This window comes from Negativibacillus massiliensis, from assembly GCF_900148495.1.
Lineage (GTDB): Bacteria > Bacillota > Clostridia > Oscillospirales > Ruminococcaceae > Negativibacillus > Negativibacillus massiliensis.
Window position 1 is genome coordinate 1,017,755 of sequence record NZ_FTRU01000008.1, and the last position, 21,831, is coordinate 1,039,585.

A 21,831-nucleotide genomic window follows, 5' to 3' on the forward strand; every position below is an offset into this window, starting at 1 on the left:
CAATTTTTTTAAAAATATCACAAAAAACACCGTACCTCCTGCAAGAAATACGGTGTTTTTCTGTTTTTATTTTTCCCAGATTGCGGTGCTGCCGCATGGAAGCACATAGCCGCTCTGGCTGACCGGAAGTCCGATCTCGGACGAGGATACCTTTCCCTTATGCTGCTTGCCGACTGTCACACCAAGGATATACTCCATAACGGACGGAGAAAGTCCGGTTGTATAGGAGTTTAACAGGAAAAACAGCGGATCATCCGACAAAACCTGTGCACAAAGCTCGACCAGATCATAGATCGAGTCTTCCAGCTTCCATACCTCTCCGCCCGGGCCTCTGCCGTAGGAAGGCGGATCCATGACGATTCCGTCATAACGATTGCCGCGGCGGATCTCGCGTTCAACAAACTTTTTGCAATCGTCCACAATCCAGCGAATCGGCTTATCCTGCAAATTGGAAAGCTGTGCGTTTTCTCTTGCCCATGCAACCATTCCTTTGGAAGCATCAACGTGGCAGACCTTCGCTCCTGCCGCAGCACAGGCAAGGGTAGCACCGCCGGTATAGGCAAAAAGGTTCAGGACACTTACTTCTCTGCCGGCATTTTTGATTTTATCCGCCATGAAGTCCCAGTTGACTGCCTGCTCCGGAAACAGTCCGGTATGCTTAAATCCGGTCGGGCTGATTTTAAAGCGAAGCTGTTTATATTCGATGGTCCAGTGGTCGCGGGGCATATTTTTGATTTCCCATTTTCCGCCGCCGCTGGAGGAACGAAGATAACGGGCATTGGTCTTTCTCCACACATCCCCTTTTGGAGTGTTCCAGATAACCTGCGGGTCCGGACGGGTCAGGATGACGTCGCCCCAACGCTCCAGCTTTTCACCGCCGGAAGTATCAATTACCTCAAATTGTTTCCAATCCTTTGCAGTCCTCATTATAGCCTAACCTTTCTACGATTGTCTGTTCCATATCCTCTGCGATGCGTTCGATCAGCTCGATCTCCGGTCCCTCTACCATGACACGGATAACCGGTTCGGTGCCCGATGGACGAACCAGGATACGGCCGTTGCCGTTCATCTGTTTTTCCAGCTCTTCCTGACGTCTGAGCACACCTGCATCGATTTTAACCATCTTTTTCATTTCTTTGTCTGCACGCAGATTTCTCATTACCTGCGGATAAACCTTCATCAGAGAAGCAAGTTCCGAAAGTTTCTTACCGCTCTTCTTCAGCGCGGACAAAAGCTGTACTGCAGTCAGCTGACCATCTCCGGTTGTCATATATTCGCGGAAGATGATGTGTCCGGACTGCTCACCGCCGATGCAATGACCGTGTTCCAGCATATTCTGAAGCACATAACGGTCACCGACTGTTGTCTTCTCAACATGGATTCCTGCTTCTTCTGCAAATTTGAAGAATCCCATGTTGCTCATGATGGTAACAACAGCGGTATTGTTTGCAAGATGTCCTTCCTGTTTCATCTGGGAAGCAAAAATTGCAATCAGGCGGTCACCGTCAACAAGCTCACCGTTTTCATCCACTGCAAGGCAGCGGTCAGCATCGCCGTCAAAAGCAACACCCAGATCATATCCGTTTTCCTTTACATATTTTCCCAGCGCTTCAATGTGGGTCGAACCACAGTTATCGTTAATATTGATACCATTTGGCTTGTCGTTTAAGATGGTGACATCTGCACCCAGCTTCTGGAAAATTTTTGCAGCGGTTGCCGAAGCGCTTCCGTTTGCACAGTCTGCTGCTACACGAAGTCCGGACAGGTCACATGAAACGGTGGAAACGATATGGTCAATGTAGTCTTCCACCATATTTTCACCGCTGCGGATGGTACCAAGTTCATCATTCCATTTTAAATCGTATGGCAGAACATGGTCGAGGACAATTCCCTCAATCTCATATTCCTCATCGTCGGTCAGCTTAAAGCCTTCCGAACCGAAGATCTTGATTCCGTTAAACTCATACGGATTGTGCGATGCCGAGAGCATGATAGCAGCATCTGCATCGCTGTTTTTTACCAGATATGCAACTGCTGGAGTTGGTACGGTGCCCAGTGTGACAACATCTGCTCCCACCGAGCAAAGTCCTGCCGAAATTGCACTTTCCAGCATATCGTGAGAAATTCTGGTATCATGTCCTACCAGAAACAGCGGGCGTTTTTTCTTATGATCCCTTGCAACCACCATCGCTGCCGCACGTCCGATATCCATTGCCAAAGTACAGCTGATTTCGGTGTTTGCAACGCCGCGCGCACCATCGGTTCCAAAAATTCTTCCCATAGGGTTTCACTCCTTTTGTTTTATATTCGATTCGTATTTTCAGTATATGTACGTTTTTTGACGCACTTTCCTTATTTTTCTTCAAACGAATGAGTATTCTGACAAACGGTGTAGCCAGCTTACGCTGGGGTACTCACGTACCACAGCATCGAAACGGCATCCAGTCCCGAACGATTTTATATTTGATTATGAAGTTTCACAGGGGCGCTGCCCCCAAGCCCTCGCAAACTTTTGTGTACAAAAGTTTGACAAAAAACTTCTGTTTTTGTCAAATAGCAGCTGCTGATTAACAGAACCCGTACTACGCGGGCACAAAACTTTCTTATTTACTTTCTGCTAACTGCGCGAATCGTGTCCAAATTCAATTTGGTCAAAACGGAGCTGCATCTCGTCTCCCATCGGACGAGCAAGTCCAAGATGGTCATACGCAAGCGGTGTAACGCATCTTCCGCGAGGAGTGCGTACCAAAAAACCAATCTGCATCAGATATGGTTCGCAGACATCCTCGATAGTGACCGTCTCCTCCCCGACCGCAGCAGCCAGTGTTTCTACACCAACCGGACCGCCGCCATAATTTCGGATGATCGTCTTGAGAATACGGATATCGTTAGAGTCAAGCCCCAGTTTATCAATTTCCATCTTGTCCAGTGACACGTCAGCGATCTCCCGGCTGATCTTTCCATCACCCAGCACCAGCGCATAGTCACGAACCCTCTTCAGCAGGCGGTTTGCGATTCGAGGTGTGCCGCGGCTTCGTCTTGCAAGCTCGAGCGCTCCTTCTTCTTCACATTCCACTTCCAGAATTTTCGCACTTCGGGTGATAATCTGGCAAAGCTCCTCTGGCTTATAAAGCTCCAAACGAAGCAGCATACCAAATCGGTCACGCAGCGGAGAGGTCATCTGACCGGCGCGGGTCGTTGCACCAATCAGGGTAAACTTTGGCAGGTCGATGCGGATGGAGCGTGCCGATGGACCTTTTCCAATGATGATGTCCAGTGCATAGTCCTCCATCGCCGGATACAAGATCTCCTCAACCGAACGGGAAAGGCGGTGGATCTCGTCGATAAACAGGATATCCCCTTCACTTAAATTGGTAAGCAGCGCCGCCAGATCTCCCGGCTTTTCAATAGCTGGACCGGAAGTTACCCGCAGATTGACCCCCATCTCGTTTGCCACGATACCGGCAAGAGTCGTCTTACCCAAACCCGGAGGGCCATAAAGCAGTACGTGGTCGAGCGCTTCCCCGCGCATCTTTGCCGACTGCATAAAGATCGACAGATTTTCCTTTGCTTTTTCCTGGCCAATATATTCCGAAAGGGTCTTTGGTCTAAGGGAGGTCTCGACATCGGAATCTTCCATTGAGGTATATTCCGGAGCGATAATCCGGTTTTCAAAGTCCATCTCATTTTCCAGCATATCCGTTTCTCCTTCCCATTTTTATCCGAAGAATCAAAACACAAAATCCCCTTCGGTTTATCTTGAACCGGCAAGTTTTTTCAGTCCTGTCTTGATCAGGTCCTGAACGCTGGTCTCTGCAGGCTGGCCCGCAATTGCGCGGGCAGCCTCGCTCTGGCTGTATCCCAGAACGACCAGAGCCGACACTGCCTCGGCGATATTTCCGCTGCCAGACGCCAGCTGATCGCTCACCTGGCTTACCTGCTGAAGCTGCTGGCTCAGTTCCTCATTTTTAACCTTATCCCGCAGTTCCAGCAAAATTCGTTCTGCCAGCTTCTTGCCGACACCCGGCGCGCGGGTCAGGCTTTTGACATCCTGCGAAACCAGACTCAGCATCAGCTGATCCGGTTTTAGTTCGGACAAAATTCCCAGTGCGACCTTTGGACCTACACCAGAAACGGAGGTCAGACGGCGAAAACAGTTCTGCTCTGCAATGGTGGCAAAACCAAAGAGGTCGATTGCCCCTTCCCTCACATTCATGTAGGTATAGAGCATTACCTCCGACCCCTGAGCAGGCAGCGCATTGAGGGTGGTTCGGGTGGTGCTGCAAAGATAGCCCACTCCGCCGCACTCGATGACAGCGGTATTTTCCCCCACATGAATCAGCTTTCCTCTTAAACTATAAATCATGGACTGCCCTCCTCAGTTCCTGTTCATATCGCTGGCTGTAAGAAAAATTACTTCCTGCACAATGAGCATGGCAGATTGCCAGTGCCAGTGCATCCGCGGTATCGTCCGGTTTTGGCACGCAAGGCAGACGCAGCAATGTTTTGGTCATCTCCATCACCTGCCGTTTTTCCGCCTTGCCGTAGCCGACCACCGACTGCTTAACCTGCATCGGGGTATACTCATGCACCTTGAGTCCATGCATGGTAGCTGCAAGCAGGATGACCCCTCTTGCCTGTGCCACATCAATACCGGTGGTCTTGTTGTTGGTGAAATATAACTTTTCGATGGACAGAACATCCGGACGATATTTCTGCAAAACGGTGTTCATATCCTCATAAATCATCTGGAGTCTGCGAGGAAAATCCATTCCCGCCGGAGTGGTGATCGCACCATATCCGCGGATGGTAAAGCGGTTTCCCTGATATTCCAAAACACCCCAGCCTACAATGGCATAGCCAGGGTCAATACCCAGTATAACCACGCACTTCCTCCTCCTTTTTCTTTACATACTTAGTTATTATATCATATTTCTTTTGGTTTCACAATAAGTGGTATCCCGGTATTTTTGCTGTTACTGTATTTTCTGCTTTTGCAGCATAATGCGCACAATTTCCTCCTCGGTCTTTTCCATACCGGGAGAAGCAATGCGCCCCATGTTTTTCATGGTTTCTTCCGGGGTCGACCCATTGATTCCATGGATGCTTTCGATCATAACAAAGCACCTTGCCAGATTGTTTGCGCGCCACATAGCATCCACCGCAGCCAGTCCTTTCATCACACAGCCGTGGTTTCCCCCGTCACAGATCATTCCGGTAATCGAGCTTGCCATGTTGTTGATGACCGCATGGATGCGTTCTTCCCGCTTTTCTGCACCATCTAAAAATGCAAGCCCGCACGCCGCACCAGTTCCCGCGGCAATGGCACATCCGCAAAATGCCGACAGCTTACCGGAATATTCCTTGATGTACATGCAGATCAGGAAGCTGAGCGCCGTTGCCCGCAGCAGCTCTTCTCTGCTGCAGTGTCTTACCTGATACACTGCATACAGCGGCAAGGTCGCAATGATTCCGTGCGCACCCGAACCGGTCACACTCATAGCCGGATGCTCCAGCCCTAAAACTCTTGCTTCAATTGCACCGCCACAAAGAAGTGCCGCCGTTTTCTGCTCGTCTTGCGAAATGATCTTGCCCCCATTTTCTGCAAGAAGGCAAGGAGTACAGGTCGGCTTTGGTGAATCAAGCGCGGATAAAAACAGCTGATGATTCATCTCATGCGCCTGCATCAAAAAGTCAATTTCTTCTGCTGGAACTGTCTGCACATAGTCAAGCAGCTCCCGAACGGTATAACGATGAATCGCTGCCTGTTTTTCTTCTCCGTGATTTTCTTCTTTTTTGTCTTCCCAGATCGTTTTTTCGCAGTACAAAATTCTGCTGACATGGGTGTGCGAACCGGTGATGATGACCCGAACGTTTTTTCCATCCTTTCCGGTAACCAGTGCATCAATCGAGATGTCCGCCGAAATCTCTCCCAGCTCCACCGTAACCTTTCCCTGAGAAATCAGCTTTTCCGCTTCTCTATCCATCTGATGAACGGTGGACAGGCATTCCAGCAAACGACTTGGATCTGCTCCCAAAAGTCCAAGTGCTGCGGCATATTCATTTCCCAGATGCTCGCTGTTTGGAATGGCACAGGTAAAGGCGTTTTTGTAAATTCCGCTGTTAAGAACAACCTTCACCCGTTCCGGTATGCTGTCTGGACTTTGCTTTGCAAGCTGCTGCACAGCCAGACTGACCGCATAGGCAATTGCTCCCGGTTCGGTTACTCCTAACGCAGGCTTTAGGTCATCTTTCAGAAGTTTCGTGAGGATCTCCTGTTTTTCCATCCTGTCATCTTCCTTTCCCTTGTTCCCTTTTTCCAATATTTCTCTATTATATCATATCAGGCAGCAAAGTAAATGAAAAGTAGATGATTCCTTTACATCGTAAAGTTTAATATTGCACTTTGATAGATTTGTATTAAAATTTTTATTTTCAGCTTTTCTTTTTGTTGTTTTGTGCTATAATGGAATTATAGAAGGGGGTGTCCTTATGAGTAAAAACCAGAAATTTGTAATCACAATCGGAAGAGAGCGCGGCAGCGGCGGCAGAATGGTCGGCAAAGAGCTTGCCAGACGCTTTAACATCCATTACTATGACCGGGAAATTCTTGCCTGCGCTTCCAAAGAGCTGGATGTGGACGAGGCATATCTTTCCAGCATTGATGAACGCTCGATGAACTTTATGCAGAACGTTTTCCCTGTCGCTTATGGCGGCAACAGCCTTGCATTTAACTATGTCACCACCGAAGCGGAACTGATCGGTGTACAGAGCCGTTTGATCTGTGAGTTTGCAAGTACCCGCAGCTGTGTAATTGTCGGCCGTTGTGCTGACTATCTGCTCAGGGACAATCCAAACTGCATTCGCATTTTCCTCTATTCGGATATGGAAGACCGCATCGACCATATTGCGGATATCTATGGTGTCAGCAAGGAAGAAGCCCGCAAGAAAATTAAGAAGATGGATAAGGACCGTGAAAAATATTATCGCAGCGTAACCGGTATGGACTGGGGCGACTCCAGAACCTATGACCTGTGTCTGAATACCTCGCTGCTCGGCATCCAGAAGAGCTGCGACCTGATTGAAGAAGCTGTTCGCATCTTCTTAAAAGAACGCGGTATCGATCCTGATGCAAACAAAGATGCAACTGTAAAATAAGTTTTCGATGATAAAAGAGCCTGTCAAATGACAGGCTCTTTTCAGTTTTCTCTTCTATTCTCATGTATGACAGGGAATTTATATCCTACTCTTAAATAAAGCATACAGCCAGCTTACGCTGGGGTACTCTCGTACCACAGCACTGATTTTGGTCACTGCCCCTATTCTATTTATTTATTCTGTTGAGTGTCACAGGGGCGTTGCCCCCGTACCCCCACAAACTTTTGTGTACAAAAGTTTGACAAAAAACTTTATTTTTTTTCAGCTATCCTGTCTTTGCGGCGGAGCCGAACAGTGTCCAGCTTCAAGCTGGCGTCTTTGCACCGTAGGCGAACTGTTCGCGGGCTCAACCCGCCGCCGCGTGCTGAAACCTGAATTTTAAGATTTACCAAAGCGCGAAACAGTTTGCGGGTTCAACCCGCTGGTGCCGCCCCATTCAACAAGGACAAAACCTTTCCGCTCAAAGCTTGTTAATTTCTGCTCCGGCAGCTTTTCAAATTCGGCACGATTTGTGTCATCCACCTTAGAAATCAGCATCTGCACACGAAGAACACTGTCCGGTTTCGGTGTGACGGTCAGCTTAGCGGCATCGGTATACTGCTTGCCCGTAAAGGTAACAAAGCTCTCGCCGTTTTCCTGCAATACTGGCAGCCAATAGGTGATAAAATCGTTCTGCTCAATATCATTTAAACCTAAGATCGTGAGTTTTTCTTCCAAGAATTCCCGCGCATCCTCAGCTTTGACAAAGAATCCACTCTCCTGTTTCCAGTCAACATCCGCTACCCCTTCCCAGAACAGATAGCGATAGTTTCTGCCCTGCGCATCGGTGAGCGTTCCATCTGGAGCAGCAGTTACCTTCCATGCACAGGAGGAAGTTGTGTTCTGTGGATTTTCCGGATAAACCGAGGTGAGCGTTCCGTTAAAGTCCAGCTGCACCGAAACCTCGGTTTCTTTCTCTGGGTAAAGGTAAATTACCGGTTTTGCCGTAGAAGGATTTGGTTTATATTCTCCGTCTTTCTGATTTTGAATCAGCTGTTTTGCATAGTCTATCAGTCGATCAACCGATACTTCCCTTGTGGTGTATTCCAGCACCTGCTTCATGTCCGAGGCATAGATTCTCATTTTACCACTCAGCAGCTGGATACGGTAGCTGACACCGCTTGTAAATCCAAGCTGGAACTCTGCATCCGGACTCTTCCAAACAGAGGTCGTTGTACCCAAAAATTCTTCAACCGCAATCTCCCGCAGATAATCCAACATCTGCTGGGCATACAGTTCACTCAGGATGTTGTCCTGATATTTTTCTTCCTTGAATTTTACATTGAGGCTCTTTACGCGGGCAGGATTGATGATTGCAAGCCAAGTCGAGGTCTTGTAGCTGTCCTCGTTGTAGGTTTTACTCATCTGGTCTGCCAGCTTCTGAATAGCAGAAGCATCACAAACAAAATATTCTGTTGCATTCGCGCCGTCCAGCGTGTATTTGGTGACGGACAGTCCCTTTTCATAAAGCTGATAGGAATAGCTGTTGCTGTCGATCTGGATTCGCATTTCCGATACACCGGTGCGCTGCTTGCCAAGTGCTGATTGATTGGCTGCTGTAATTTTACTTGGGGCAATACTCTGCAGCAGCTGTAAAATTTCAGTCCGTCTTTCATAAACCTCAACAAAGGTCGCCTTGCGCGCAGCGTTGTCCAGTAGTCCAATACAGGTTTGGTCCTGATCCCAAGTAAAATAGCCGTATGGATCAAGCTGCTTTCTCTGATTTTCCAGCATCGTAAATACCGGTCGCAGATCGCTCTTGGTGCGATACCCTTCGCCGTCTACCCAAAGTTCGGTGATCTTCTGGTCAGAATCCGGACTTGCTGGTGTCCAATAATGATATGACCATTCTTCCCCTTTGATCAGCAATGACATACCGGTGGGCGTATTCGGATTAATGTTTGCTTTCTGTGCACCGGAATTAACAAGTGCCGCTACAACCTTCTTGACCGTTGCATTGTCTGTCACAATCAATGAGTGTGAACCAGATGTGTAGGTGACACTCTCCACCCCTTTGAGTGCAAACGGGTCCGGCGTCTCTGCTGCCAAAGCTGGCATCATTCCCAGCAGCATACACACTGTCAGAACCGATGCTAGCATTCTTCGAATCAACTTCTTCATAAAAACACCTCCGAACCTTGAATTGGAATTGATTCCTGATTTTATTCTATCACGAGTGTAATATTTCTTCAAGTTTCTCCTCTTAATTTAAGCGCATCTTTTCTCTGATAATATAGACAGAAAAAAAGAGACGAAAAGGAAATTCTTTTCGTCTCTTTTTACTAAATCATTTAATCATCGGTGGTTACACGTTCCAGCTCTGCACGGAGCAGTTCCAGATTGTTGTCTCCAACCAGCGTATAGTGGTAAATTGAGCCATCCCCTACCTGAACCAGCAGACTGCCTTTGTTAATATCAACTCCGTAAACAGTGCCATTATTAAACTCGATGTCTACATGATATTCCGGACGGCTGAACATTGCACTTTCCTCTTTCATGCTGCCCTTGCTGACATGAACCTGCTGCAGGAAATAGAACAGATTCTGTGCATGTTCGCGGATAAGTCCAACTTCCTTGCGGGATGTTCCGGTTGTGCTGGAAGCCTGCATACCGGACAATGCACCGTAGTCCATCATAGCAAGATGTGCCGGTGTAGCCGCATACTGGGAACAGATCTGCTCAACCGTCTGATAGAAAGTTTTCAGGCTCTGTTCTTCACAAGCATAAAATTCCTTGCTGTTTTCGGAGCGGTATGCCAGAATACCGGTTTCATAAAACTCAAAGGTAAACAGTGTGTTGGTATCATCCGCAAGATTCAGCAGGTTGGTACCGCTGTATTCTACACCCGGATGAACATTGTCAGTATAGGTTTCGGTTACTTTCAGTTTGCTCATTGCCTGCTGCAAAGCAGATTTGCTGGATGCAATATCCTGTACTTCCAGAGTAAATGGATTTGCAGTCAGCACGCGGGTTGCCTGTTCAAACTGATCTGCTGCAAGATTAAGGCCGTTTGCTTTCTGCTCTTCCTCCATCCAGCTTTCCAGCAGCTTTTTGATGTTGCTGACCGATTCTGTCGATTCATATGTCTTGGGACCGGTGGAAAGGGTTGTCTTGCTTCCGGACAAAGTAGACTCATAAAGGTTGCAGCTGATCGCGGTTTCATCCGCCATACTTAAGTTAAGGGATGCGTTCCAGGATGCGTCCTGCATGCCAACCGACTGTGCAACGCTCATCAGCTTGAGCGCATTGATCTCTTTTAAAAGTTCGGTAAGCTTTTCGGCATCATCCACCGTCAGTTTGCCGCTATTTTCCTTTGCTTCCACTGTAATGGATGCAGTCTTGATGGTAGAAGAGGTTTCGAAAGCTTCTTCTTTATCTTTTTCGTCCTTATCCTCTTCCTTCTTGTCTTCGTCCTCTTTCTCCTCTTTGTTGTCGCTCTCTTCTTTAGACGTCTGTTCTCCTGACGTTTCTTCTTCAGGCTGCTGTTCGTTTGCTTCTTCCTGTTTTTCCTCTTCCTCTGTTACAGACGCGCTGGTCTGCCCAACAGCCGAACCAAAATCAATGTTCAGAATAAAACGGGAAAAAAATGCAACAAAAGCAATCAGCACCAAAGATGCAATCAACGTCGTCAGCAAGAGAATCTTTTTTGAATTCATTTGGATTCCTCCTTGTATGACAAAAGTTTTGATTCCTTTGAAGCGTTATAGTATTTTTCTTAAAGGGTACTACAAAATCAGTCAAGTGTCAATCAAGTAATACAACTTTTCTTGCCTTTCTCTTTTAAGAAGTGTATCATAATTGTGATAATTATGCGATGAAATCAAATTTTCAAAAAAAATAAATTTTTTTGAAGTATCTTCTTTCTCCTCATCGTTTTATCAGTGTAAGGAAACTTACAGACAAACTTTTCTGAAAAGTAGCGCATCCCCTATCAGTGGTTTCACAAATATGATACGAAAAACGGTAAAACAGGCTTATTTCCAATGTCATTTTACTGTGAATATTTCCGCGTTGTTTTCTTTTCAAAAAGGTTTGTTCTTTCATTTTGGATCAGAAAGTGGGTGAATACTTTGCATGACACAACGGGAATTCAGTCAGTTTGTGACGAAATATGAGAAGCTGGTATTCACCATCTGTTACCAGTTTGTGAAAGATTATCACGAGGCGCAAAACCTGTCACAGGAAACATTCCTTTCCGCCTATCGTCACATCGATACCTATCAGGGGGATAACTACAAGCCTTGGATTGCAAGGATTGCTACCAACAAGGCAAAGGATTATCTAAACAGCGCCTATTCCCGACGGGTAATGCTGGCAAGCAGTGAGGAAGATTCGGTGGAAACACTGGCTTCGGTCAAGCAGATTGACTCCTCTCAGCAGCCTGACGAGATGTACATTTCAAAGGAAGGTTCCGGAACCATCGAACAGATGATCCGTTCCCTCAAGGAACCTTATCGTGAAGTTTGTATCTTAAAATTTATCGAGGAAAAAGACACACAGGAAATTGCCGATCTCCTCGGCCGCCCCAAAAAGACGGTAGAAACCCAGCTTTATCGGGCAAGATCGATCCTGCAAAAACAGATAAAGGAGGTATATCATGATGAAACAAAATAGCACATCATCGGACATCAGAGCCGGCTCATCCCAACCGGAACTCTTCACTGCTGACGGTCACCTGACCGATCTGGCATTCAAACTTTTGATAGACGAGCAACTGGATTCCCTGCAAAGTCTGGAAGTTTCCGAGCATCTTTCTTTCTGTGACCGATGCCTGGAACGCTATACAGAGATTCTTTGTTCCGATGCTCCAGTCGATTTGGATACCGGCCAAGAGCTGCCAGAAGTGGTGCATCTGATGGAACCACCCGCTTCCCTGCACGACTCGGTCATGCAAACAATTCAGAACAAAACAAGGGTCTTCTACTTTAAAAAAGCGGCTTCTGTGGCTGTTGCAGCCTCCCTTACCTTTGTTTTCTGGAGCGGCGGCATTTTGTCGGACAAAAATTTCTCAAAGAGGGTGAACAATCTGCTGGATGGGCTGTATACTTCTTCCCAGAGTATCCTGGAGCAAACCAGCGAAATCTCGGACAGTATTAATGACTTTTTCCATTCGATACAAAACAGCTTTCATCAGCCAAGACATACACCACCTTCCAAATAGTATATGCTGAAAAAGTTTCTTTATGGATGAACAATTAAACGAAAAGAGTTTCTTTATGGATGAATGTACAATCAGAATGATAACATGGTTGTAATTACCATGTTATCATTCCCAAAAAGTTTTTGGGGCAGCTTATCTGCCAAAAGGAGTTTTTGATATGAGAAAAAGTAGAATTCTTACCTTTTTATTTGGCCTGTGGCCGGGAGCCGGACAGATGTATCTCGGTTACATGAAGCGGGGCATCTCCCTTATGCTGGCATTCTGTTTTGTTTTCGCTGTTTCCGGTGTTCTGGGACTTGGTATCTTTGCTTTTATCCTTCCGGTCATCTGGTTTTACGCATTCTTTGACACACTCAACCTTCGCTCGATGAGCTATGAATTTCTTCCTCACGACGATTTTCTGTTCCATCTGGACTCCCTGAATGTTCGGAAAGTTACAGAGTTTTTCCAGCGCAGACATCTGCTTGGAGGTATCCTGCTGATTGCACTGGGTGTTTACATCCTGCTTTACAACATCGTTCTCCCTTATCTGGCTGCATATTTTAGCATCAACCTCTATCCATTTTTCAGTGATCTCCCAGCCCTGATCCTTGCTGTTGTCATCATTCTTTTGGGACTTCGCCTGATTCGCGAAAGCATTCCTCACAAAGCAATCGAAGACGATTATCAGGAATACCAGGAATATCACGACGAAGATTCCACCCATCCATCCGAAAGCTAGTTCTCCTTTTTACCAGGTCATCAGGCATCGCTGTAGTCCCCTCCTGATGACCTGGTATACAGATGGATTCATCTTTTGAATTGAAAAAGTAGGTGTTTGTCATGTTAAACCAGAACGAAAATTCTGATTATTCTCAAAACAAGGAACAAGCATATCAGGTTCCACACTCTCACCATCCCTCCAACTGCACTGAACCGACACGGCGAATCGGCACTGCGACGATGGGAGTCACTTTGGTTGTTTGTGGTGTTCTTTTGATTTGTTTTTTCTTTAAACCATTTGATCTGTTTTCCCTGATGAAGTTCTCCCCTATTTTGCTGATCTTACTGGGGATAGAAACTCTATGGCAGTATTTTCGCCATAAAGGAGAAAATCTCCGCTACGATTTTATGGGGACCTTTTTCAGTCTGACTGTCATTTTGATTGCAGGATGCTTTTCTGTGTTTTATCCTTTATATATGACCTATGGACCTGCAAACTGGAAGGTGGAAGAACAGGTTTGCGGCGAGATTGAAAATGAAATCTATCAGCAGCTTCCGGAAAATATTCCTGTTGCATCGCTCAACGTAGAGTGTGATATCTCCAGTGTCTCCCCTTCCACACAAAGCATTTCGATCAATGAGCTTACCTCCGGTGACAGTGTTACACTGTATTTTACCCTTAAGCAGCAAGAAAATCTCAGCAGCTTTTCGCAGAATGTCCGCACCCTGCTCGACAATCTGTCCACCGTGTCATATCCAAACCTTTCTGTTTATGTAGAGGCCCTTTGTCCAGAGGGAGATTACTCCATCTGGCTGTATGACCACTTTGCCATGCGCTATTCCGTCCAGGAAATTCAGCAAGCCACTGAGATAGACCGCTATTACAGTGAAGAACTTGAAAGTGAGGAAGCACTTACACTCGGCAGCTCCACTGAAAATGTATAACAAAATCAAAAATGGCCGGCTTAAAACACCGGTCATTTTTTTGTTTTTTTCATATTTTACTTCTATTTTTCCGACAGATATGCTATAATGGAAACTACGACCAATGGACACAAAATAATAGGAGACTGATACTTTATGGAACTGATTGAAATTCTGAAAGTGGTAATTCTTGGTATTATCCAGGGCATTACCGAATGGCTGCCAATCAGCAGCACCGGACACATGATCCTCGCCGACACATTTTTGCAGCTGCAACAACCAAAAGACTTTATGGATATGTTCTATGTCGTCATTCAGCTTGGTTCGATTCTCGCAGTTGTTGTCCTCTACTTCAACAAGTTAAACCCATTCTCTCGGGCAAAATCTCGAGCAGAACGCCTTTCCACCTTCCAGCTCTGGTTTAAGGTTATCGTTGCGATTCTGCCGATTGGTGTTATCGGTTTGCTGGTCGACGACTGGGTTACCGAGCACTTTTACACCCCAACCGTAATCGCGATTGCTCTGATTTTTTATGGCGTACTCTTCATCTTGCTGGAAAAACGCAATCATCGTGTGAAACCGCGTATCCGTAACTTCGAACAGTTAAGCTATCGTACCGCTGTCTGCATTGGTATTCTCCAGCTTCTGGCAATCATCCCGGGAACCTCCCGTTCCGGTTCCACTATTTTAGGTGCAATGCTGCTCTCCTGTTCCCGTTTTGTTGCGACCGAATTTTCCTTTTTTATGGCAATTCCGGTCATGTTCGGTGCAAGCGGCTACAAGATTTTGAAATTCATCCTGAAAACCGGTCTTGCTTCCATCACCGGATTCCAGTGGGGACTGCTTCTGATTGGTTCGCTGGTTGCTTTTGTAGTTTCTCTATTTGCCATCAAGTTCCTGATGAACTTTATCCGCAAGCATGACTTTACCGCCTTCGGCTGGTACCGCATTGTGCTTGGTATCATCGTAATTCTCTTCTTTGGCGCTAAGGCAATCTTTGCATAAATAAAACTAAAACAAAAATCCGCCGGAAAACCGGCGGATTTTTTGTTGCCTAAATTTTATTTTGTGATGGGTTATACGGCGAAGGCAAACAAAGGTTTTGTCAACTTTTCAAAGGTTGGCAAGTCCTGAGTGAAAACTCTGGACTCTTGTCGTAACGAGTGAAATCCTTCACTAGGCTGAGCCTGGACCCAGTTTGCCTACGGCACCAGTTTGAAACTGGACGCTGTATCGCGCTTTGGTTTGATGCGAAATTTGGGTTTCAGCACACGGTGCTCGCTCGTGTTATCACACTTGCTCTTTTGAGCAAACTATCCGTCTTAGTGCCGTAAGCGAACACTTTTCTTTTGGTAGATCACATTCGCAGAATGTGCGTCTGACCTTTCTCTTTTAGTAAAGAAAAGGTAGACTAAAACAAAGTCATCTGGCTGGATTCCGGCAGATCGCCCAAAGCACCGCATTCCTTGAGGGTTTCAATGACGGTCTTGGAAACACCCGAACGGGAAACAATCTCATCCATCGAGATAAACTCTCCCTGCTGTGCTGCTTCATACAGGCTGTTTGCCGCAGCATCACCAACACCCTTGAGCGAGCAGAACGGCAGACGAATCTTTCCGTTCTCAATCTGATATCGGGTCGCGTGGGAACGGTACAGATCGATCGGCAAAAACTCGATTCCGCGGCACAACGCTTCCAACGCAATGTGCAGACACTCCGCAGTTTTCTTCTCTTTATCAGTCGCTTCCATTCCTTTTGAGCGCAGCTCCTTCATGCGCAGTTTTACCATATCCTTGCCCTGAATTACCGTTGCTGCGTCAAAATCCTCTCCGCGGACAGTAAAGTGCGCTGCATAAAATGCCAGCGGATAATGTACTTTGTACCAGCACAAGCGAATTGCCGCGATAACGTAGGCTGCTGCGTGCGCTTTCGGGAACATGTACTTGATTTTAAAGCAGGAATCAATGTACCACTGCGGCACATCGTGTTCCTTCATCGCCTTGACATGTTCTTCGGTCAACAGCTTATGCGCCTTACCCTTTCGCACGATTTCCATGATTTTAAAGGACATGGACGGGTCCAAACCATGATAAATCAGATAGAGCATGATACTGTCTCGGGTACCGATAACCTCACTGATGGTGCAGGTTCCGCTCTTAATCAGGTCCTGCGCGTTGCCAAGCCATACATCGGTTCCGTGAGACAGACCGGAAATCTGCAACAAATCCGAAAAGTTTTTCGGCTTACAGTCAAGCAGCATCTGGCGAACAAAAGAGGTTCCCATCTCCGGAATTGCAAGCGTTCCGGTTTCACACTCAATTTCTTCCGCAGTAACACCCAGAACCTCCGGTGAAGTGAACAACTTATAGATCAGCTCATCCGAGGTATCCGCGTCGCCAACCTTGGTCCCTGTCAAGTCCTCCATGTACTTGTACAGGGTCGGCACATCGTGTCCAAGAATGTCGAGCTTGAGAATAGTGTCATGCAGCGAGTTAAAGTCGAAGTGGGTCGTGATGATATCAGAATTGACATCGTCTGCCGGATGCTGAATCGGTGTAAAATCAAACACCTCATAATCATTCGGCACAACAACCATGCCACCCGGATGCTGTCCGGTAGAACGTTTTACTCCGGTACAGCCTTTGGAAAGGCGGTTTTCCTCCGCTTTATGCAGGGTCTTTCCACGCTCGGAAAGATAGTTTTTGACATAGCCGTAGGCGGTCTTATCCGCCAGAGCACCGGTTGTTCCCGCTTTAAATACATGACCGGTACCAAACAATTCCTCAGTATATTTGTGCGCCTTGGACTGGTACTCTCCCGAGAAGTTTAAGTCGATATCCGGAGATTTGTCGCCGTGGAAACCAAGGAAGGTTTCAAACGGAATATCATGTCCGTCACGAAGGTATGGTGTACCGCAGTGCTCACAATTCTTTGGAGGAAGGTCAAAACCGGAACCAACCGAACCATCCGTGAAGAAGATGCTGTGATTACATTTTGGACAGCGGTAATGCGGCGGCAGCGGATTTACCTCCGAAATTCCCGCCATGATTGCAACAAACGACGAACCTACCGAACCTCGGGAACCGACCAGATAGCCGTCTGACTCCGACTTGGAAACCAGTTTCTGTGCGATAACGTACAATACCGCGAATCCGTTGGAAATAATGGATTCCAGCTCTTTGGTCAGACGGTTTGATACAACATCCGGAATTTTGCCTTCAAACTCGTACCAGTCCTTAGCTCGTTTCCAGGTACGGTTTCGAAGATCCTCCTCTGCCCCATCGATGGTTGGGGTGTAGGTTCCGTTCGGGAATGGACGAACTTCCTCAATCATATCCGCAATCATGTTGGTGTTGGTAACAACGATCTCATACGCCTTTTCCGGCGGCAGATAGGAAAATTCATCCAGCATTTCCTGGGTGGTATGTAAGTAAAGCGGCGGCTGATTGTCGGCATCCTTAAATCCCTGACCTGCCATCAGAATGGTGCGGAAAATTGCATCCTCCTTGCGCATAAAATGAACGTCTCCAGTTGCAACAACCGGGATTCCCAGTTTATCGCCCAGCTTGATGACGGTCTTGTTAAACTCCTGCAGTTCGCGGATGCTCTTAACAGTTCCGTTATGCATCATGAACTCGTTGTTGCCGATTGGCTGAACTTCCAGATAATCATAAAAACTTGCGATCCGGCACAGCTCATTCCAGCTTTTTCCCGCTACAATTGCGCGGAACAGCTCGCCAGCCTCGCACGCGCTTCCGACAAGCAGTCCTTCTCTGTGTTTGATCAGTTCGCTTTTCGGGATAAGCGGACGCTTTTTAAAATAGTTTAAATGAGACATCGAAACCAGCTGATACAGATTTTTTAGCCCCATCTGGTTTTTGACCAGCAGAATCTGATGATAGTATTTGAGCTGTCTTGGGTCTGCTCCAACCAAAGCGGTATTGATCTTTTCGATGCAGTCGATCTTGCTGTCGCGGCGCATATCCTCCATCATTCGGATAAAGATTTTTGCTAGAATATCCGCATCATCGCAAGCACGGTGGTGATTAAAGTCCCCAACCTTCAGGTGTTCTGCAACGGTATCCAATTTGTGATTCTTTAAGGATGGATAGAGCGAACGGGAAATGGTCACCGTATCGATGTAGGTATGCTTAAAGTTCTTTTTCTGGCGTGCATAGGCTGCACTCATAAAGGAACAGTCAAAGTCTGCATTGTGTGCGACCAAAACCGCATCCTTTGGACAGAAGGCTTCCCACATCTGCAAAGCTTCTGCTTCCAGCGGTGCATCCTTGACCATCGCATCGGTAATTCCGGTGAGCGAAGTGATCTTTTCCGGGATATGGCGCTCCGGATTTACGAAGGTATTGAAAACATCGATGATCTCGCCATTTTTGACCTTCACCGCACCGATTTCGGTGATGCGCTCCTGATTTGCCGAAAGTCCGGTCGTTTCCAGGTCGAAAACGATGAACTCTCCATCAAAATTCTGCTTTCTGTTTCCCTTGACCGCCGATACCATATCGTTGACAAAGTAAGCTTCGACACCATAGATCATGCGGAAATCCTTCCAGCCCTCCGAAGCATACATGGCATCCGGGAATCCCTGCACAACGCCGTGATCGGTGATTGCCATAGCGCGGTGTCCCCAGTCATGAGCCATCTTTGCAAGGTCTGCCGAGCCATTCATTCCATCCATGGTAGACATATTGGAGTGCAGGTGCAGCTCGACACGTTTAACTGGCGCGTCATCTGTCTTTTTCTTCTTCTTGACCATGGTAATGGCATTTGGTCGGATGGTAACGTCATGCTCATACTTGTCAAATGCAGCATCTCCGCGGACAATCAGGGTATTGCCCTCTTTTAATTCCTCGATTGCTTCCTTTTTATCGCTTGACTGAATCAGTTTTAGCGTGTTGGAGCTGGTATAATCGGTAATATCGATGGAATAAATCTCCCACTTTCCGTCCTTGGAAGTGACCGATTCTTTGCGGACAATATCTCCCCATACTGTGGTTAGTCCGGTTTCTCCTGTCACTTCGTTCAGTGGAATTGGGCGTTCCTTGATTGGTTTTCCCAAAATGATGATGGCACTGTCCTCCACAAATGGAAGGTCTGTACAGTCAAACTGAACCTTTCCCGGTTCTTTGGAAACACTTTCCTGTTTTGATTTCGATGGTTTCGGTGCATCCTTGGGTCGATCAAACGCCTTCTTCTGCTCCGGAGTCATGCTTGGCTTTCCGATAATTTCCTGATATTCCGGCTGGTTTTCGTCCAGCGAAAGGACACCATCGAATTTTACATCCAGCGAAAGCCCGTATTTTTCAGAAATTACCCTCTTGATTGCCTGATCACAGCCACTTTCCTGAATTAGGTTATAGCCTCCATGGCGAAGGTGGATGGTCAAACAATCCTGCTCGATTTTCGGGTCGCTTCCCTCAAAGATTCCGTTTGCCGGATATCCTCTTTTTCTTAACTCATGCAGGATATCTTCCATCGATTCACAGCAGAACAGCTCCGGTCGATAACGGGTCATAATCTCAAACAGTGCAAGATCTGCCACCTTTTTGATCTGCTGCTCCACCTTCAAAATCTCTTTTGGCGGGATTCTTTTTTCCGGATGAAGCTCAACTGTAATCTGCCGTTTTTCCCGCTTGGCATCAATATGATGGATCGGTGCCTCCAACAGTTCCCGCGCGACATTTCCTTCCAAAAATGGACGAAAAACATCTGCAAAACGGTTCACGCTTTTTCCTCCTCTTTGCTCTCAAAATCGTTCTCCCACAATCCATTGGAAAATTACTTTCCAAAAACAGGCAGAAGCTGACCCGCGCCCAAAGCACGGATCAGCTCTTGTTTTTTCTTATTCTTCGGAAGAACCAACAGTCATTTCTTCACCGGAAGAGCCTACGGTCAGATCATCTTCTGTCTGAGCGTCCGAATCGGTAGATTCTGCTTCCAGGTCTGCTGCTTCTACATAGTTGCCTTCGATGTTTTCTTTATAGAAGGTATCCAGTGCACTCTGTACATCGCCGCCATCTGCGGTAGTTCCTCTGGTAAACTGGCTTACTTCTTCTACTACCTGAACCGATTTGTTGCCTTCTTCATCGGTAACACGGATGTTCAGAAGCTGGTCTACCTGTGTTACATAAGGGGTTTCACCGTCATACTCGATGACATAAACAATGCTGCCATCCAGCGGTTCGCCGCCATCACCCTGATAATTGGAAATGATCCACTGACGGGTCAGAACAACCTGATAAGCTTTATCGCCTTCAAAGCCTTCTGGAATTGGAACCTCTTTTACTCGTTTATACTGGGACGAAGAAACCTCTCTGGAAATACCGGACATGCTGTATGGACGGGTATCCAGTCCTTCCTCGATCTCGTTGCGGACCCATTTTGCATCCTCGCCCAGATAGTAATATTCTCCCGGTCTCAGGAAAACGTCCGAAACCAGTGCAGTGCCATCTTCGTTGCCGGTCTGTTCATGGAAGGTAATTCCATCGTCGCTGCGGACAAAATCTGCCTTACGAACTACTTCGCTGGAGTTTTCCGCATCATCCTGCGCGTAGTTATAGGTGTGGCCAACAGCACTTCCTGCCTGGAGGTCATAAGTATTGTTGATTGCCTGATTGAGTTCCTTTACATAGCCGCCTGTTTTTACTTCATCATAGATCAAAAATGCAAGCAGCGCTGCAACCAGCACAACTGCCAGGATAATAAGCGGTTTTTTCATATCGTTCTTTTTCTGAGCCATTTGTTCTAACCTTCCTTATGTAATGCTAATTTTTCTACTTCCTGAACCAGTTCTTCCACGACCTGATCCTCCGGAATTTTTCGGATGATCTCACCCTTCTGGAAAAGGATCGCACATCCGTCTCCGCCGGCAATGCCGATATCGGCTTCCCTTGCTTCCCCCGGACCATTGACCGCACATCCCATTACCGCTACAGTAAGGTTTGCCTTGCAGTCCTTGAGCCGTTCCTCTACCTGCTGTGCCAGACCAATCAGATCGATCTTGGTTCTTCCGCAGGTTGGACAGGAAACAAAGGTGATTCCCTCCTTGCGCAGACCGATGGATTTGAGGATATCCCTTGCCGCATAAACTTCATTGACCGGATCATCGGTCAGTGAAACACGGATGGTGTCCCCAATACCGTCACACAGCAGAGAACCGATGCCGACTGCCGATTTAATCAATCCCATCCGTGCAGTTCCTGCTTCGGTCACACCCAGATGAAGCGGATAATCACACTGCTGTGCTGCCAGACGGTACGCTTCGATCATGGTCTGTACATTGGAAGACTTGATGGAAATCGCAATCTGATCATAATCGAATTTTTCAATCAGAGAAGTATGGTACAGAGCGCTGTCCACCATGGCCTGTGCGGTTGGGTGACCGTATTTTGCCAGGATGTGCTTTTCCAGACTGCCGGAGTTGACCCCGACACGAATCGGCACATTGTGCTGTTTGCAGGTTTGCACCACCTGACGGACACGGTCCTCATCTCCGATATTGCCCGGATTGATGCGCACCTTATCAACACCCGCTGCAACTGCTTCCAGAGCCAGACGGTAGTCAAAATGGATATCTGCTACAATCGGAACTGAAACAGCGTTCTTTAAGTGCTCAATCAGTTTGACCGATTCCATGTTGGGAATTGCGGCACGGATAATCTCACAACCAGCAGCTTCCAGACGTTTTGCCTGTTCCACACTCTTTTCAAAATCTTCTGCCGGTGTGTTGAGCATCGACTGAATACTGATTGGTGCGTCTCCGCCCATTTTTAATTTCCCTACCGAAATCTGTTTTGATTTTCTTCGGTTTTCGTTCATCTTTGTTTCTC

Annotated in this window: 17 protein-coding genes; 6 read left to right on the forward strand and 11 right to left on the reverse strand. The window is 47.0% G+C overall.

What is annotated here, in order from left to right; genetic code table 11:
- Positions 1–66 precede the first annotated feature (66 nt).
- The 6 genes from BQ5375_RS10775 to BQ5375_RS10800 all read right to left on the reverse strand — a co-directional run bounded on the left by BQ5375_RS10775 (position 67) and on the right by BQ5375_RS10800 (position 6,287).
- The gene (locus BQ5375_RS10775; RefSeq protein WP_076917911.1) at positions 67–927 is read right to left on the reverse strand and encodes a class I SAM-dependent methyltransferase; all 861 of its coding nucleotides are present in this window, start codon (positions 925–927) and stop codon (positions 67–69) included.
- Positions 896–2,281: a phosphoglucosamine mutase gene (gene glmM, locus BQ5375_RS10780; protein ID WP_022132648.1), complete on the reverse strand. Its 1,386-nt coding sequence runs from the start codon at positions 2,279–2,281 to the stop codon at positions 896–898. Before glmM ends, BQ5375_RS10775 begins: the two co-directional genes overlap by 32 nt.
- 336 nt (positions 2,282–2,617) lie before the next feature.
- The gene (gene ruvB / locus BQ5375_RS10785) at positions 2,618–3,697 is read right to left on the reverse strand and encodes a Holliday junction branch migration DNA helicase RuvB (RefSeq protein ID WP_022132649.1); all 1,080 of its coding nucleotides are present in this window, start codon (positions 3,695–3,697) and stop codon (positions 2,618–2,620) included.
- A 57-nt stretch (positions 3,698–3,754) separates the two neighbouring features.
- A complete protein-coding gene (ruvA, locus tag BQ5375_RS10790; RefSeq protein ID WP_076917912.1) occupies positions 3,755–4,366 on the reverse strand; it encodes a Holliday junction branch migration protein RuvA in 612 nt (203 codons plus the stop codon).
- Positions 4,356–4,886, reverse strand: coding sequence for a crossover junction endodeoxyribonuclease RuvC (ruvC, locus tag BQ5375_RS10795; RefSeq protein ID WP_022131856.1), 531 nt, complete (start codon positions 4,884–4,886; stop codon positions 4,356–4,358). Before ruvC ends, ruvA begins: the two co-directional genes overlap by 11 nt.
- Positions 4,887–4,976: 90 nt before the next feature.
- Positions 4,977–6,287: an L-cysteine desulfidase family protein gene (locus BQ5375_RS10800; protein WP_022131855.1), complete on the reverse strand. Its 1,311-nt coding sequence runs from the start codon at positions 6,285–6,287 to the stop codon at positions 4,977–4,979.
- 205 nt (positions 6,288–6,492) lie between these two features.
- Here BQ5375_RS10800 and BQ5375_RS10805 point away from each other — a divergent pair, with 205 nt between their 5' ends.
- Complete coding sequence (locus tag BQ5375_RS10805; RefSeq protein WP_076917913.1) at positions 6,493–7,158, forward strand: cytidylate kinase-like family protein; 666 nt, start codon at positions 6,493–6,495, stop codon at positions 7,156–7,158.
- Positions 7,159–7,536: 378 nt separating this feature from the next.
- On the opposite strand, the gene BQ5375_RS14145 is transcribed toward BQ5375_RS10805, so the two are convergent.
- Both BQ5375_RS14145 and BQ5375_RS10815 read right to left on the reverse strand, forming a co-directional pair.
- A complete protein-coding gene (locus BQ5375_RS14145) occupies positions 7,537–9,318 on the reverse strand; it encodes a hypothetical protein (protein WP_083687606.1) in 1,782 nt (593 codons plus the stop codon).
- Positions 9,319–9,488: 170 nt separating this feature from the next.
- Positions 9,489–10,853 carry a hypothetical protein gene (locus tag BQ5375_RS10815; RefSeq protein ID WP_076917914.1) on the reverse strand — a complete coding sequence of 455 codons (1,365 nt, stop codon included), beginning with the start codon at positions 10,851–10,853 and terminating at the stop codon, positions 9,489–9,491.
- Positions 10,854–11,271: 418 nt separating this feature from the next.
- On the opposite strand from BQ5375_RS10815, the gene BQ5375_RS10820 reads away from it, so the two are divergent.
- The 5 genes from BQ5375_RS10820 to BQ5375_RS10840 all read left to right on the forward strand — a co-directional run bounded on the left by BQ5375_RS10820 (position 11,272) and on the right by BQ5375_RS10840 (position 14,989).
- Entirely contained in the window at positions 11,272–11,811 is a 540-nt protein-coding gene (locus tag BQ5375_RS10820; protein WP_022132041.1) for an RNA polymerase sigma factor, read from the forward strand.
- Positions 11,795–12,358 (forward strand): hypothetical protein, encoded by a 564-nt coding sequence (locus BQ5375_RS10825; protein WP_143529477.1) that lies wholly within the window; start codon positions 11,795–11,797, stop codon positions 12,356–12,358. Before BQ5375_RS10820 ends, BQ5375_RS10825 begins: the two co-directional genes overlap by 17 nt.
- A gap of 157 nt (positions 12,359–12,515) precedes the next feature.
- Positions 12,516–13,079 (forward strand): hypothetical protein, encoded by a 564-nt coding sequence (locus BQ5375_RS10830; protein WP_022132043.1) that lies wholly within the window; start codon positions 12,516–12,518, stop codon positions 13,077–13,079.
- 101 nt (positions 13,080–13,180) lie between these two features.
- The gene (locus BQ5375_RS10835) at positions 13,181–14,005 is read left to right on the forward strand and encodes a DUF308 domain-containing protein (protein ID WP_022132044.1); all 825 of its coding nucleotides are present in this window, start codon (positions 13,181–13,183) and stop codon (positions 14,003–14,005) included.
- Positions 14,006–14,140: 135 nt separating this feature from the next.
- Positions 14,141–14,989, forward strand: a complete 849-nt coding sequence (locus tag BQ5375_RS10840) for an undecaprenyl-diphosphate phosphatase (RefSeq protein ID WP_022132045.1) — start codon at positions 14,141–14,143, stop codon at positions 14,987–14,989.
- A gap of 406 nt (positions 14,990–15,395) precedes the next feature.
- Here BQ5375_RS10840 and BQ5375_RS10845 read toward each other — a convergent pair whose 3' ends face one another.
- The 3 genes from BQ5375_RS10845 to ispG form a co-directional block, all read right to left on the reverse strand.
- Positions 15,396–19,727, reverse strand: coding sequence for a PolC-type DNA polymerase III (locus BQ5375_RS10845; RefSeq protein ID WP_076917916.1), 4,332 nt, complete (start codon positions 19,725–19,727; stop codon positions 15,396–15,398).
- Between the two features lie 117 nt (positions 19,728–19,844).
- Positions 19,845–20,741, reverse strand: a complete 897-nt coding sequence (locus BQ5375_RS10850; RefSeq protein WP_022132265.1) for a hypothetical protein — start codon at positions 20,739–20,741, stop codon at positions 19,845–19,847.
- A gap of 5 nt (positions 20,742–20,746) precedes the next feature.
- Positions 20,747–21,820: a flavodoxin-dependent (E)-4-hydroxy-3-methylbut-2-enyl-diphosphate synthase gene (gene ispG / locus BQ5375_RS10855; protein WP_022132266.1), complete on the reverse strand. Its 1,074-nt coding sequence runs from the start codon at positions 21,818–21,820 to the stop codon at positions 20,747–20,749.
- Positions 21,821–21,831: the final 11 nt, after the last annotated feature.

What these genes read in the sequence shown, in the direction of transcription:
- BQ5375_RS14145 (WP_083687606.1), bottom strand. Translation starts at nt 9,318, where the DNA reads ATGAAGAAGTTGATTCGAAGAATGCTAGCATCGGTTCTGACAGTGTGT.
- BQ5375_RS10805 (WP_076917913.1), top strand. Translation starts at nt 6,493, where the DNA reads ATGAGTAAAAACCAGAAATTTGTAATCACAATCGGAAGAGAGCGCGGC.
- BQ5375_RS10775 (WP_076917911.1), bottom strand. Translation starts at nt 927, where the DNA reads ATGAGGACTGCAAAGGATTGGAAACAATTTGAGGTAATTGATACTTCC.
- BQ5375_RS10835 (WP_022132044.1), top strand. Translation starts at nt 13,181, where the DNA reads ATGTTAAACCAGAACGAAAATTCTGATTATTCTCAAAACAAGGAACAA.
- glmM (WP_022132648.1), bottom strand. Translation starts at nt 2,281, where the DNA reads ATGGGAAGAATTTTTGGAACCGATGGTGCGCGCGGCGTTGCAAACACC.
- ispG (WP_022132266.1), bottom strand. Translation starts at nt 21,820, where the DNA reads ATGAACGAAAACCGAAGAAAATCAAAACAGATTTCGGTAGGGAAATTA.
- ruvA (WP_076917912.1), bottom strand. Translation starts at nt 4,366, where the DNA reads ATGATTTATAGTTTAAGAGGAAAGCTGATTCATGTGGGGGAAAATACC.
- BQ5375_RS10840 (WP_022132045.1), top strand. Translation starts at nt 14,141, where the DNA reads ATGGAACTGATTGAAATTCTGAAAGTGGTAATTCTTGGTATTATCCAG.
- BQ5375_RS10850 (WP_022132265.1), bottom strand. Translation starts at nt 20,741, where the DNA reads ATGGCTCAGAAAAAGAACGATATGAAAAAACCGCTTATTATCCTGGCA.
- BQ5375_RS10800 (WP_022131855.1), bottom strand. Translation starts at nt 6,287, where the DNA reads ATGGAAAAACAGGAGATCCTCACGAAACTTCTGAAAGATGACCTAAAG.
- BQ5375_RS10825 (WP_143529477.1), top strand. Translation starts at nt 11,795, where the DNA reads ATGATGAAACAAAATAGCACATCATCGGACATCAGAGCCGGCTCATCC.
- ruvB (WP_022132649.1), bottom strand. Translation starts at nt 3,697, where the DNA reads ATGCTGGAAAATGAGATGGACTTTGAAAACCGGATTATCGCTCCGGAA.
- BQ5375_RS10830 (WP_022132043.1), top strand. Translation starts at nt 12,516, where the DNA reads ATGAGAAAAAGTAGAATTCTTACCTTTTTATTTGGCCTGTGGCCGGGA.
- BQ5375_RS10815 (WP_076917914.1), bottom strand. Translation starts at nt 10,853, where the DNA reads ATGAATTCAAAAAAGATTCTCTTGCTGACGACGTTGATTGCATCTTTG.
- BQ5375_RS10820 (WP_022132041.1), top strand. Translation starts at nt 11,272, where the DNA reads ATGACACAACGGGAATTCAGTCAGTTTGTGACGAAATATGAGAAGCTG.